This window comes from Kitasatospora sp. NPDC093806 (assembly GCF_040683335.1).
GTDB lineage: Bacteria > Actinomycetota > Actinomycetes > Streptomycetales > Streptomycetaceae > Kitasatospora.
Genome location: NZ_JBFBDO010000057.1, coordinates 1 through 12,196 on the forward strand (window position 1 = coordinate 1; position 12,196 = coordinate 12,196).

Here is a 12,196-nt window from a genome sequence, read left to right on the forward strand (position 1 = left end):
CCCGTCCACAGCCTGTGGACGGGGGTCTCGGCGTTTCGCGCGGGTGCGCGCCGGGCGTCAGTGGGTCTCGGTGACCTTGGCGAGCGCGCGCGGGGCGTCCGGGTCCTGGCCGCGGGCGATGGTGACCTCGTAGGCCAGCAGCTGCAGCGGCAGGATCTCCAGGATCGGCTGCACCTCCTCGGGCACCCCGGCCGGCAGGGCGAAGCCCGCGGAGGCGGCCTCGACCTGCGCCTGCTGGCCGACCACGACCAGGTCCGCGCCGCGGCCGCGCAGGCGGTCCAGGACCGGCTGCAGGGCCTCGCCGCCCTTGCCGTCCGGGACGATCGCGATGACCGGGGAGACGTTGTCGACCATGGCCAGCGGGCCGTGCAGCAGGTCGGCGCCGGAGAACGGGGAGGCCGGGATGTAGGTGGTCTCCATCAGCTTCAGCGCCGCCTCGCGGGCGGTCGGGTAGCCGTACCCGCGCGAGGTGATGACCAGGCGCTGGGCGAAGCGGTAGCGCTCGGCCAGGGCCTTGACCTCGTCCTGGCGGGCCAGCACGCCGGCGGCCAGCGACGGCAGCTCCTTGGCGGCCGCGCCGTCGCCGCCGCGCAGGCCCTCGATCAGCAGGTAGAGGGCGAGCAGCTCGGCGGTGTAGGTCTTGGTGGCGGGCAGCGCCTTCTCCGGGCCGGCCAGCACGTCGATGTGGAACTCGGAGACCTCGGCCAGCGGCGAGCCGGCGTTGTTGGTGACCGCCAGGGTGATGGCGCCGGCCTCGCGGGCCGCCTTGGTGGAGGCGACCAGGTCCGGCGAACCGCCCGACTGGCTGACGGTGATCACCAGCACGTCGGTCAGGTCCGGCTTGGCGTCGTACGCGGTGGTGGTGGACATCGAGGTCAGGCCGGCCGGCTTGCCGAGCAGGATCTCGATCAGGTACTTGGCGTAGAGCGCCGCGTTGTCCGAGGTGCCGCGCGCGGTGAGCAGGACGAACCGCGGGTTGCGGGCGGCGATCTGCGCCGCGATCTCGAAGATCTTGGGGGCGCCCTCGTCGAGGATGCGCTGCAGGACGGCCGGCTGCTCGGCCATCTCCGCCGCCATGATCCGGCCAGGGACGGTCTGCGTGTCGGACATCGTGGGGTGCCTCCGATGAGATGGTTCCACCCCGCCCGGGCGGGAATGCCCGGCGGGGACCTCTACGGCGGCGAGTCCGCACACTCGCTGCGGTGATACTTGCGGCAATCCTACGGTGGGCGCCCGCGTGGGGCACATCCGAGGAGCGCTCGTGAGACGCCCGGGCCCCCTCCCGGCGGTGCGGGGAGGGGGCCCGGGGCCGCGGCGGGCGGTCAGCCGGCCTTGTTGATCAGCTGGTCGATCGCGGCGTCCGCGTCCTTGGTGGCCTGGTCGACCGACTTGCCCTTGAGGATCGCCGTCAGCATGTCGGGCAGGATCTTCTGCTTCTCCACCGCGCCCCAGCCGGGCGCCAGCGGGGTGAACCAGGCGTCCGGCACCGCGTTGGCGGCCGCGGCGGTGGCCGGCTTGTTCTTCAGCGGGTTCAGCTGGGTGAGGTTGTTCGGCAGGATGTCCTTGTCGGCCAGCGCCTGCTGGGCCTTGGCGCCGGTGAACAGCCGGACCCAGTCGGTCGCCAGCGCCGCCGCCGGCGACTTGGCGGTGACGGCGAGGGCCGAGCCGCCGATGAAGGTCGGCAGCGGCTTGCCGCCCGGGCCGGGCATGGTGGCCACCTTGACGGCGTCCTTGAGGTTCGCGTCGCCGGTGACCGGCGCGGTGACGCTGGACGCCTCCCAGCCGTTGCCGTAGAAGGCCGCCGCGTGGCCGCGGGCCATCGACTCGAACTGGTTCTGCTCGTTCACCGACAGGTCGCCCTTGTTGTACTTGCGCACCAGGTCGACGAAGTGGTTGATGCCCTGCTGGGACTTGGGGTCGTTCAGGGTGCCGTGCCAGTTGCCGGCGCTGTCGAAGCGGGCGATGGCGCCGCCGTACGCGGAGACGTAGCTCATCGCGGCGTACCAGTACGGGCCGGGCAGGTAGAGCGAGGAGTAGGTGCGGTCGGCCTTGTTCTTGTCGGCGATCTTGTCCAGCGCCGCGCGCAGCTCGTCCTCGGTCTTCGGGAACTCGCCGTTGCCGGTGGCCTGCTGGAAGGCCGCCGAGTTGTAGATGGCGACCCGGGCGCCCGCGTAGTAGGGCACGCACCAGAGCTTGTCCTGGTAGGTGCAGGTGTTGGCGAGCGCCTTGATCCAGGTGTCGGAGTTCTCGAAGGTGTTCCGCTCGACCGGGGCCAGCGCGCCGGAGAGCACGTACTTCATGGTCTCGGTGTTGCCGAGCTCGACCACGTCCGGGGCGGCGCCCTCGGCGAGCGCCTTGTCCAGCCGGGCGACCTTGTCGGCCCAGCCCTGGTAGGCGAGCTTGAGGGTGACGTTCGGGTACTTGGCGGCGAACTCGTCGTTGACCCGCTGGACGAGGTCCGGCCAGTTCTTCTGGGCGTCGTCCATCAGCCAGACCGTCACGGTGCCGGTGGCGGCCTTCGGGTCCGCCGCGGCGCCCTTGGCGTCGCCGGAGCCCTTGCCGCCCGAGGAACACGCCGTCAGTCCGGCGGCGAGCGCCACGATCCCGACGGTCGCCATGAGCCGACGCTTCTTCACGCCATCCTCCGAGGGTGTTAGTGCCTGTGCCCGCCGGCAGCGTGCTGTCGCCTGCCGGGACGGGGTCCGGGGAGGGGCTGCGAAGAGCTTAGGGGTGGGCCAATACCACATCCGGCGATATTGAAATTCGAACCGGATGGAGTGGAGCCTGGCCTAGACCACTGGCGGTGTCAACGCCAAATGGCCTGGCAGCCACGGCCGTTGCAGACCTGTTGTACCGCGTGGCGATCAGTCGCGCCGCCGTCACCCTAAGTAGAACTTAAGGGTGGCTTAAGGGGGATTTGAGGGAACACCGTCAGGTCGCGAACCCGCAGGTCAGCCTGCGGAAACGCCGACGGGCCCGCCATGCGGCATGCGCATGACGGGCCCGTCGGGCGAGCGCCTCCCGTACCCGTCGGTACGGGTCGGTGGAAGGCGACGGGGAATCAGCCGATCGCTCCCGGCTGCCCGGTGAGCACCTCGACGGCGGCCAGGCCGCAGACCCGGGCGGCGCCGTGGGTGGCGATGTGCAGCGCGCCGACCGGCTCGGACTGCGGCAGGCCCATCTCGACCACCGCGGCGTCCGGGCGGGCCGCCACCAGGCGGGCCAGCGCGGCCGACATCCAGGCGTGCCGGTGGGCGTCCCGGACCACCAGCACCAGGCGGCGGTCGGCGGCCTCGGCGAGCACCTCGGCCAGCACGGCCTCCAGCACCTCCGGCGCGGCCGCCTCCGGGCCGACCTCGCGGGTGCGGGTGCCCGGGAAGCGGTCGGCCAGCATGCCGGCCACGCCCCACGGGGTGACGTCGCCGACCGCGATGTTCGGCTCGTCGGAGAACGAGGCCACGAACGGGCGCTCGGTCACCGGCAGGACCTCCCGGCCCGGCGCCCGGACCACCCGCAGCGCCCGGCGGGCCGCCCGCAGGCCGACCGCCAGGTCCGCCTCCGGCCGCTCGCCCTGGGCCGCGATCCGGGCCCAGCTGCCGAGCGCGCGCACCCGGGCGGCCGCGTCGGCGAGCCGCTCCTCCGGGAGCCGGCCGGACTGCACGCCCGCCACGATGGCGTCGCGCAGCATCAGCACGGTCTCCTCGTCGGCCAGGCCGCCGCCCACGCAGATCGCGTCCGCGCCGGCCGCCAGGGCCAGCACGGTGCCCTCGCCCATCCCGAAGGTGTCGGCGATGGCGCCCATCTCGATCGCGTCGCTGACGATCAGGCCCTGGTAGCCCAGGCCGCCGTCGGCCGGCGCGGCGCGCAGCAGGTCGCGCAGCACGCTGGGGCTGAGCGTGGCGGGCAGCTTCGGGTCGAGCGCGGGGACCATGATGTGGGCCGTCATGACGGCCTTGGTCCCGGCGGCGATCGCGGCCTGGAACGGGATCAGGTCGCGGGCCCGCAGCACCTCCAGGTCGACGTCGATCACCGGCAGGCCGTGGTGCGAGTCGACGGCGGTGTCGCCGTGGCCCGGGAAGTGCTTGGAGCAGGCCGCGACGCCGGCCGACTGCAGGCCCTCCACCCAGGCGGCGGTGTGCCGGGCGCACAGCTCCGGGTCGGCGCCGAAGGAGCGGACGCCGATCACCGGGTTGCGCGGGTTGGAGTTGACGTCGGCGGTGGGCGCCCAGTTGTAGTTGACGCCGGCCGCGGCCAGCGCCCGGCCCAGCTCGCGGGCGACGTCGCGGGTCAGCGCCGGGTCGTCGATCGCGCCGAGGGCGAGGTTGCCGGGCCAGGACGAGCCGGAGCCCGCCTCCAGCCGGGTGACGTCCCCGGACTCCTCGTCGATGGCGATCAGCAGGTCGGGGTTCTCGGCCCGCAGCGCGCCGGTGAGCGCGGCGAGCTGGCCGAGGTCGGCCACGTTGCGGTCGAACAGCGCGACCGAGCCCAGGCCGGCGGCCAGGTGGCGGCGCACCCACTCCGGCGGCTCGGTGCCCTCGAAGCCGGGCTGGAGGACGGTCAGCGCGTCGCGGTGCAACTGGTCGGAGGCGGGGAGGGTCGGGACGAGGATGCTCATGACGGGATCAGCCCTTCACGGCGCCGTCGGTGAGGCCACCGACCGCCTTGCGCTGCAGGAAGACGAACAGGATCAGCACCGGGAGCGCGAACAGCGTCGACGCCGCCATGGTGGCGCCCCAGTCGTTGCCGAAGGCGGTCTGGAAGGAGGACAGCCACAGCGGCAGGGTCTGACCCTCGGTCTTGTTGAGGATCAGGACGAGCGGGAACTCGTTCCAGGCGGTGATGAACCCGAACAGCGAGGTGGACATCAGACCCGGCGCCAGCAGCGGGAAGATCACCTTCACGAAGGCCTGGGTGCGGGTGCAGCCGTCGACCATGGCCGACTCCTCCAGCTCCTTCGGCACCGCGGCGATGAAGCCGCGCAGCGTCCAGATGGTGAAGGGCAGCACCATCATCATGTAGAAGGCGGTGAGCGGGACGAGGCTGTTCAGCATCTCGCTGTCGCGGGAGATCAGGTAGACCGCGATGGTCATGACCTCCCAGGGCGCCATCTGCGCCGCCATGATGACCAGCACGAAGGCCTTGCGGCCGCGGAACTTCATCCGGGCGACGGCGAAGGACGCCATGGTCGCGATCACCAGCGAGATCACCACCGCGAGGACGGTGACGATGAAGCTGTTGGCCGTGTACTCCCAGAACTTCGGCACGGCGGTGGCGGTCTTGAAGTGCTCGAAGGTCGCGTCGAGTGGCAGGAAGACCGGCGTCTTGCTGACGATGTCCTTGGTCGGCTTGAACGCCGTGATGATCATCCAGTAGACGGGGAAGACGAAGAAGACGAAGAGGACGACCGCGATGACGTTCGGCCAGGTGCGTCCGATGAGCGAGCGCCTCACAGCTCGTCCTCCTGCTTGAGAATGATGCGGAAGTAGTACGCCATCAGCACGCCCAGGATCAGGATGGTGAGCACGGCGATGGCGGCACCGGTGCCGTAGTGCTGGCGGCCGGAGCCCTCCAGGAAGGCGTGGATCGGCAGGGTCCGGGTGAGCCCGTCGGGACCGCCGGCCTTGATCGCGTAGATCTGGGTGAAGGCCTTGAAGATCCAGATGACCTCGAGGAAGGTCGTGGCCAGGAAGAACGGCTTGAGGTTCGGGAACATCACCGCGGTGAAGATCTTGACCGGGCCGGCGCCGTCCATCCGGGCGGCCTCGTAGAGCTCCTTCGGGATGGTGGTCAGCGCCGCGTACATGTTGAACGCCACGAACGGGATCGAGCCCCAGACCAGCAGCAGGAGGATCACGAAGAAGGTCGAGTACTGGCTGCCGGTCCAGTTGTAGTCGGCCATCGAGTGCCAGCCGAGGGCGTCCAGGAACCAGTTGACGACCCCGAACCGGGAGTCGAACAGCCAGGTGTAGACGGTGGTCGAGGCGACCACCGGCATGGCCCAGGCGAACAGCAGGCCGATCGACAGCAGTAGCCGCATCTTCTTGCCGAGCCGGTTGAGCAGCAGGCCCACCAGCGCGCCGCCGACCATGATCAGGAAGACGTTGAGCGCGGTGAAGGCGACGCTCCGGCCGGTGACCGCCCAGAACTCCGGGTCGGACAGCTGCTCGGTGTAGTTCTCGAAGCCGTTCCACTCGGTCAGGTGCTGGACGAGCTGGCGCGCGTTCAGGTTCTGGAACGAGACCAGGACGGTCTTCAGCAGGGGCCAGCCCAGCAGGGCCAGCGTGGCCACGGTGGCGGGCAGGAGCAGCAGGTACGGCGCGATCCGGGAGCCGAAGCCCGGGCCGCCCGCCGGTCTGGCGCTCTTCTTCGGGGTGCCGGCGCCGCCACCGTGCGCGGCGCCCGTCTCAATAGTGGCCACAGCAGCCTTCCCTGACTCCGGGGACTGTGTCTGCACCCGCTCCGAATGCACAGCCATCGTTCTCTCTTCCTGACAAACCCGACCACGACGGACAGGCGCCGCCCACCGGCTCCCCGCCGGGAGCCGGTGAGCGACGCCGCTCGACTGTTACTGCTTGGCGTTGAGACGCTTGGCGATCTCGTCGTCCGCCTTCTTGGCCGCGGCGGCGTAGTCGCCGGTCAGGGCCGCGGTCAGGAACTCCTTGATCGGGTTCGGCTCGTTCTCGACGGACGCCCAGTTCGGGGTGGTCGGCGTGATGCCGCCGTCGACGGCCGCGGCCTTGGCGGCGGCCTGGGCGAAGTCACCGACGACCTTGTCGTTGAGCGACTTCTTGTTCGGGATGAGGCCGGCGCCGGCCATCAGGCCCTCGTTCTTGTCGTTGAGCGCGACCTTCAGGAAGTCCTTCGCCATGGCGGAGTTCTTGCTGGCCTGGGCGATGGCCAGGTTCGAGCCGCCGAGGAACACGCCGGAGGGCTTGTCGGCGGTCTTGCCCGGGAGCGGGAAGAAGCCGATCTTGTCCTTGGCCATGGCCTTCTCGTCCGGGAGCTCCCAGCCGAGGCCGATGATCGAGCCGACGTCACCCTTGCCGAAGACGTCCTTCTGCTGCGGCTTGGCCTCGTCCTTGTCCTTGGCGCCGGTGGCCGAGTAGCTCTGGATCTTCTTGTAGGTCTCGAAGGCCTTCTGCGCCTCGGGGGACGACAGGCCGCCGACCCACTTGTCGCCCTCCTTCTTCGCCAGCTTGCCGCCCTCGCTGTTGAGCAGACCGAAGTAGACGTACCACTCCTGGCCCGGCATGTAGATCGGGTCGGCGACGCCCTGGGTGGCCTTGAGCTTGTCGAACGCGGCGTAGAGCTCGTCCAGGGTCTTCGGCGGCGCGGTGATGCCGGCCTTCGTCCACAGGTCCTTGTTGTAGGAGACGACGCGGTTGGTGACGTACCACGGGGCGGCGTACTGCTTGCCGTCCAGGATCGCGGACTCGCTCTGGTTGGGGGCCCAGTCGGCACCACCGACGGCGGCCTTGTCCTTGGTGATGTCCAGCAGACCACCGGTGGCGGCGTAGCCGGCCGTCTGGGTGTTGCCGATCTCCAGGACGTCGACGGAGCCCTCGGAGAGCGCGGCGGTGACCTTGGGGCCGATGCCGTTCCACTCCTGGACCTGGAACTCGATCTTCGAGCCCGGGTAGGTGGTCTCGAACTCGGTCTTCACCGAGTCCTCCCAGCCCTTGGGGGCCGAGCCGGACATCAGCCACACCTTGAGGGTCTTGCCGTTGTAGTCCTTCTTGCCGTCGGCGGCGGTGGTCGAGCCGGAGCTCTTGTCGTCCCCGTCCTTCTTGCCGTCCGAGCTACAGGCCGCGAGACCAACGACCATGGCCGCAACGCCGACCGCCGCGATGAGCTGACGCTTCACGCCATCCTCCTGAGGGATGCCTGGGTTACCCCCGTCGGGTGGCAGCGGCAGACCCACACAATGCGGGAGGAATGGTGCCGCGGACCCCATCGAACGGGTGGGGGGATTCATAGTTACCGGCCTAGTGGTGTAGACCAGATGCCTGGAGCTTGGCCTAGACCAATGGGCCTGTCAACGGCTGTTCGACCGATCCGGACCACCCGTTATCAAGCCGACACCGCACATCGTTCATCGCGTGATGAGGTATTCGTTCCGTAGCCATACATGCAACGATGTGAGCCGTTAATGAAGTAGTGGGGCTCTCCAAGAGCCCCGCGAGAAGCGGGAGACAGGTCCGATGAGCAGCGACGGGGGCAGCACGGCCCAGGTCAACGACCCCCAGGTGAAGAACCTCTCCACGCAGGCCGGCGCGGACCCGACCGCCCGGGTCCCGAAGTACTACGGCCTCAAGCGCCACCTGCTGCAGCTCACCGAGACCCAGCCCGCCGGCACCCCGGTCCCGCCCGAGCGGGCACTGGCCGCCCAGTTCGACACCTCGCGCACCACCGTCCGCCAGGCCCTGCAGGAGCTCGTCGTCGAGGGCCGGCTGGAGCGCATCCAGGGCAAGGGCACCTTCGTCGCCAAGCCCAAGGTCGCCCAGGCGCTCCAGCTCACCTCCTACACCGAGGACATGCGCGCCCAGGGCCTGGAGCCCACCTCCCGGCTGATCGAGATCGGCTACATCTCGGCCGACGACCGGATCGCCCCGCTGCTGGACATCAAGCCCGGCGGCCGGGTGCTGCGGATCGAGCGGCTGCGACTGGCCAACGGCGACCCGATGGCGATCGAGGTCGCGCACCTGTCCGCCAAGCGCTTCCCGGCCCTGCGCCGCAACCTGGCCAAGCACGACTCGCTGTACACCGCGCTGCGCGAGGTCTACGGGGTGACCGTGGCCGAGGCCGAGGAGACCATCGAGACCACCCTGGCCAACCCGCGCGAGGCCGGCCTGCTCGGCTCCGACCTGGGCCTGCCGATGCTCCAGCTCTCCCGGCACTCCTTCGACGCCGAGGGTCACCCGGTCGAGTGGGTCCGGTCGATCTACCGCGGCGACCGGTACAAGTTCATCACCCGCCTCAAGCGGCCGGAGCAGCCGGAGTAAAGAGGACGGCCCACGCCCCTCCCCTGCTTCCGGGCACCGGCGCGCGCCCCGCGCACGCCGGTGCCCGTCGCGTTGTTCGGATGCGTTGGCGTCCGGATGGCGGGAAGTTGCGCCCGATCCGGTGACATGGATCACGCGATGCTCTAGATTCCGCATCCGTACTGACTGCCGATCACCAGTGGTGCTGCTCGGCGGGCTCACGGGGGTGTGCGGTTCCTCGGGGGTTTGCGGCACCGACACGGTGTGACCCTCCGAAGCGGAGCAGAACCATGTCGTCAGATCTCGATACCGATCAACCTGTCATGCCCGAGCCAGAGGGGCCCGCGGCCCGCGCCGCCCTGCCGGCGGTGACCCCCGAACGGGTGCTGGCCGCGCTCGCCCTGCTGGTGCCGATCGTCGCGATGCTCTGGGTGGGCTCGTACGACAAGGCCGACCCCGAGGTGGGCGGCGTCCCCTTCTTCTACTGGTACCAGCTGCTCTGGGTGCCGGCCTCGGCCCTCTTCACGGTCGCGGCCTACCTGCTGATCAACCGCGACGAGAAGGCCCGCAAGGCCGCCCGGACCCGGAAGGCGGGTGACGTCCGGTGAACGGGGTCAACGTGCCCGCGCTGACGGTCTTCGTCCTCTTCTTCGTCCTGGTCACCGTGATGGGCTTCCTCGCCTCCCGGTGGCGCCGCGCCGACGACGCGGCCCACCTGGACGAGTGGGGCCTGGGCGGCCGCAGCTTCGGGACCTGGGTCACCTGGTTCCTGCTCGGCGGCGACCTCTACACGGCGTACACCTTCGTCGCCGTCCCCGCCGCGGTCTACGCGACCGGCGCGGCCGGCTTCTTCGCCGTCCCGTACACGATCATCGCCTACCCGCTGGTCTTCCTCTTCCTCCCCCGGCTCTGGTCGGTCTCCCGGGTGCACGGCTACGTCACCCCGGCCGACTTCGTCCGCGGGCGGTACGGCTCCCGGCCGCTCTCCCTGATGGTGGCGCTGACCGGCATCCTGGCCACCATGCCGTACATCGCGCTCCAGCTGGTCGGCATCCAGGCGGTGCTGGACGTGTTGGGCGTCGGCGGCGGCGAGAACGCCAACTGGTTCGTCAAGGACCTGCCGCTGTTCATCGCCTTCGGCGTGCTGGCCGCCTACACCTACTCCTCCGGGCTGCGCGCCCCGGCGCTGATCGCCTTCGTCAAGGACACCCTGATCTACATCGTGATCATCGTCGCGGTGATCTACATCCCGATCCGGCTCGGCGGCTACGGGCACATCTTCGACGCGGTCGGCGAGAAGTTCAGCGCGCCCAAGTCGGCCGGCTCGCTCACCGTGCCGGAGAACAAGCAGTGGACGTACGCGACGCTGGCGCTCGGCTCGGCGATGGCGCTGTTCATGTACCCGCACTCGGTGACCGGCGTGCTGGCCTCCAAGTCCCGCAACACCGTCCGCCGGAACATGGCGATCATGCCCGCGTACTCGCTGATGCTGGGGCTGCTGGCACTGCTCGGGTTCATGGCGATCGCCGCCGGGGTCGGCAAGGGCGACAAGGGCTTCAACACCCAGCTCTCGGTGCCGCAGCTGTTCGAGAACATGTTCCCGGACTGGTTCACCGGCGTCGCCTTCGCGGCGATCGGGATCGGCGCGCTCGTCCCGGCCGCCATCATGTCGATCGCGGCGGCCAACCTGTTCACCCGCAACGTCTACAAGGAGTACCTGAAGCCGACCGCCACCCCCGCCGACGAGACCCGGGTCGCCAAGCTGGTCTCGCTGCTGGTCAAGGTCGGCGCGCTGGTCTTCGTGCTCGGCATGGACAAGCAGGCGGCGATCAACCTCCAGCTGCTCGGCGGCCTGTGGATCCTGCAGACCTTCGTCTCGATCGTCGGCGGCCTGTTCACCCGCTGGTTCCACCACTGGGCGCTGCTGGCCGGCTGGGCGGCCGGCATGGTCTACGGCACCTGGAAGGCCTACGGGATCGCCAGCCCCAAGACCAAGCACTTCGGCGGCAACGCGGCCGAGATCCCCGGCATCGGCGAGATCGGCTACATCGGCCTCACCGCCTTCGTCCTCAACCTGCTGGTCGCCGTGGTGCTCACCCTGGTGCTGAAGGCCGCCAAGGCGCCCGAGGGCCCGGACGAGACCCGGCCCGGCGACTACGGCGCCGAGAGCGGCGACGACGAGCTGAAGAACGCGCCGGAGCCCGTGGCGGCGCACTGATACGCCCCACGCGCGCCCTGTGATCGCGCCGTCTCCTCCGTCAACACTGGAGGGGCGGCGCGATCATATGTATGAACAGCCGTGCCGAACGGGCACCACACCAGGGCACCAACCAGACCGGACCGAGCACCGGCCGGCAACTGAACGACCCACGGGGAGCGCGGCAATGGCAGACACCGGCACCACACTCAACGGCCAGCACCAGACCGACGGACGGGCCCGGCCCGCCACCCCGCACCGGCCCGAGGGCCCGGTCGCGGCCGGGCCGCTGCCGTCCGTCCTGATCGCCACCCGGCACGGCGAGTCCACCGCCAACGTCGAGTTCCAGCTCGCCGAGGCGGCCGGCGCGCTCAGCGTGCCGATCGGCTGCCGGGACGCGGACATCCCGCTCTCCCTGCACGGCCGGCAGCAGGCCCACGCCCTCGGCCGCTGGTGGGCCGGGCTGCCGAGCGCCGACCGGCCGCGCAGCGTCTGGTGCTCGCCGTACCTGCGCACCACCGAGACCGCCCGGATCGCGCTCGCCCAGGCCGCCGGCCTCGGCGCCGTCCCGGTCTCGCTCGCCGTCCGGCTCGACGAGCGGCTGCGCGACCGCGAGCTCGGCGTCCTGGAGATGCTGCCCAAGGCCGCCATCGAGGCCAAGCACCCCGAGGAGGCGGCCCGGCGGCGCAAGATGGGCGAGCTGTACTACCGCCCGCCCGGCGGCGAGTCCTGGGCGGACGTGGCCCTGCGGGTGCGCAGCGTGCTGCGCGACATCTGCGCCGAGGAGGCCGGGCGGCCCGTCCTGCTGGTCGCCCACGACTGCACGGTGCTGATGCTGCGGTACGCGCTGGACCGGCTCACCGAGGCGCAGCTGACCGCGCTGGAGCCGGTGCGCAACTGCTCCACCAGCGTCTGGCGGGCCGAGGACGGCCGGCTGCGCCCGGCCCGGTGGAACGACACCCGGCACCTGGCGGACTGAGCCGGACCGCGGGGGGCGGGCCGCCGGGGCCCGGGGGGC

10 protein-coding genes are annotated in these 12,196 nt (G+C 70.5%); 4 read left to right on the top strand and 6 right to left on the bottom strand.

Going from position 1 to position 12,196, the window contains the following annotated elements:
• Positions 1-57 precede the first annotated feature (57 nt).
• The 6 genes from AB0N76_RS24465 to AB0N76_RS24490 all read right to left on the bottom strand — a co-directional run bounded on the left by AB0N76_RS24465 (position 58) and on the right by AB0N76_RS24490 (position 7,864).
• Entirely contained in the window at positions 58-1,110 is a 1,053-nt protein-coding gene (locus AB0N76_RS24465) for an SIS domain-containing protein (RefSeq protein WP_363560292.1), read from the bottom strand.
• A gap of 212 nt (positions 1,111-1,322) precedes the next feature.
• Positions 1,323-2,618 carry a sugar transporter gene (locus tag AB0N76_RS24470; RefSeq protein ID WP_363560368.1) on the bottom strand — a complete coding sequence of 432 codons (1,296 nt, stop codon included), beginning with the start codon at positions 2,616-2,618 and terminating at the stop codon, positions 1,323-1,325.
• A 443-nt stretch (positions 2,619-3,061) separates the two neighbouring features.
• Positions 3,062-4,615 (bottom strand): glycoside hydrolase family 3 protein, encoded by a 1,554-nt coding sequence (locus tag AB0N76_RS24475; RefSeq protein WP_363560294.1) that lies wholly within the window; start codon positions 4,613-4,615, stop codon positions 3,062-3,064.
• A gap of 7 nt (positions 4,616-4,622) precedes the next feature.
• Positions 4,623-5,450: a carbohydrate ABC transporter permease gene (locus AB0N76_RS24480; protein ID WP_363560296.1), complete on the bottom strand. Its 828-nt coding sequence runs from the start codon at positions 5,448-5,450 to the stop codon at positions 4,623-4,625.
• A complete protein-coding gene (locus tag AB0N76_RS24485) occupies positions 5,447-6,475 on the bottom strand; it encodes a sugar ABC transporter permease (RefSeq protein ID WP_363560298.1) in 1,029 nt (342 codons plus the stop codon). Before AB0N76_RS24485 ends, AB0N76_RS24480 begins: the two co-directional genes overlap by 4 nt.
• A gap of 90 nt (positions 6,476-6,565) precedes the next feature.
• On the bottom strand, positions 6,566-7,864 hold the full coding sequence (locus tag AB0N76_RS24490; protein WP_363560300.1) for an extracellular solute-binding protein: 1,299 nt from the start codon (positions 7,862-7,864) through the stop codon (positions 6,566-6,568).
• Between the two features lie 337 nt (positions 7,865-8,201).
• Between AB0N76_RS24490 and AB0N76_RS24495 the strand changes: the two genes are divergently transcribed.
• The 4 genes from AB0N76_RS24495 to AB0N76_RS24510 all read left to right on the top strand — a co-directional run bounded on the left by AB0N76_RS24495 (position 8,202) and on the right by AB0N76_RS24510 (position 12,157).
• Positions 8,202-9,002 (top strand): GntR family transcriptional regulator, encoded by an 801-nt coding sequence (locus AB0N76_RS24495; protein WP_363560302.1) that lies wholly within the window; start codon positions 8,202-8,204, stop codon positions 9,000-9,002.
• Between the two features lie 302 nt (positions 9,003-9,304).
• The gene (locus AB0N76_RS24500) at positions 9,305-9,589 is read left to right on the top strand and encodes a DUF3311 domain-containing protein (protein ID WP_363560304.1); all 285 of its coding nucleotides are present in this window, start codon (positions 9,305-9,307) and stop codon (positions 9,587-9,589) included.
• Entirely contained in the window at positions 9,586-11,199 is a 1,614-nt protein-coding gene (gene mctP / locus AB0N76_RS24505) for a monocarboxylate uptake permease MctP (RefSeq protein WP_363560306.1), read from the top strand. The genes AB0N76_RS24500 and mctP overlap by 4 nt, the downstream gene beginning before the upstream one ends.
• 166 nt (positions 11,200-11,365) lie before the next feature.
• Positions 11,366-12,157 carry a histidine phosphatase family protein gene (locus tag AB0N76_RS24510; protein WP_363560308.1) on the top strand — a complete coding sequence of 264 codons (792 nt, stop codon included), beginning with the start codon at positions 11,366-11,368 and terminating at the stop codon, positions 12,155-12,157.
• Positions 12,158-12,196 lie beyond the last annotated feature (39 nt).

Bases quoted from the DNA above. Each gene is read 5' to 3' on its own strand.
- AB0N76_RS24465 (WP_363560292.1), bottom strand. From the start codon at position 1,110: ATGTCCGACACGCAGACCGTCCCTGGCCGGATCATGGCGGCGGAGATG.
- AB0N76_RS24470 (WP_363560368.1), bottom strand. From the start codon at position 2,618: ATGGCGACCGTCGGGATCGTGGCGCTCGCCGCCGGACTGACGGCGTGT.
- AB0N76_RS24475 (WP_363560294.1), bottom strand. From the start codon at position 4,615: ATGAGCATCCTCGTCCCGACCCTCCCCGCCTCCGACCAGTTGCACCGC.
- AB0N76_RS24485 (WP_363560298.1), bottom strand. From the start codon at position 6,475: ATGGCTGTGCATTCGGAGCGGGTGCAGACACAGTCCCCGGAGTCAGGG.
- AB0N76_RS24495 (WP_363560302.1), top strand. From the start codon at position 8,202: ATGAGCAGCGACGGGGGCAGCACGGCCCAGGTCAACGACCCCCAGGTG.
- AB0N76_RS24500 (WP_363560304.1), top strand. From the start codon at position 9,305: ATGCCCGAGCCAGAGGGGCCCGCGGCCCGCGCCGCCCTGCCGGCGGTG.
- AB0N76_RS24510 (WP_363560308.1), top strand. From the start codon at position 11,366: ATGGCAGACACCGGCACCACACTCAACGGCCAGCACCAGACCGACGGA.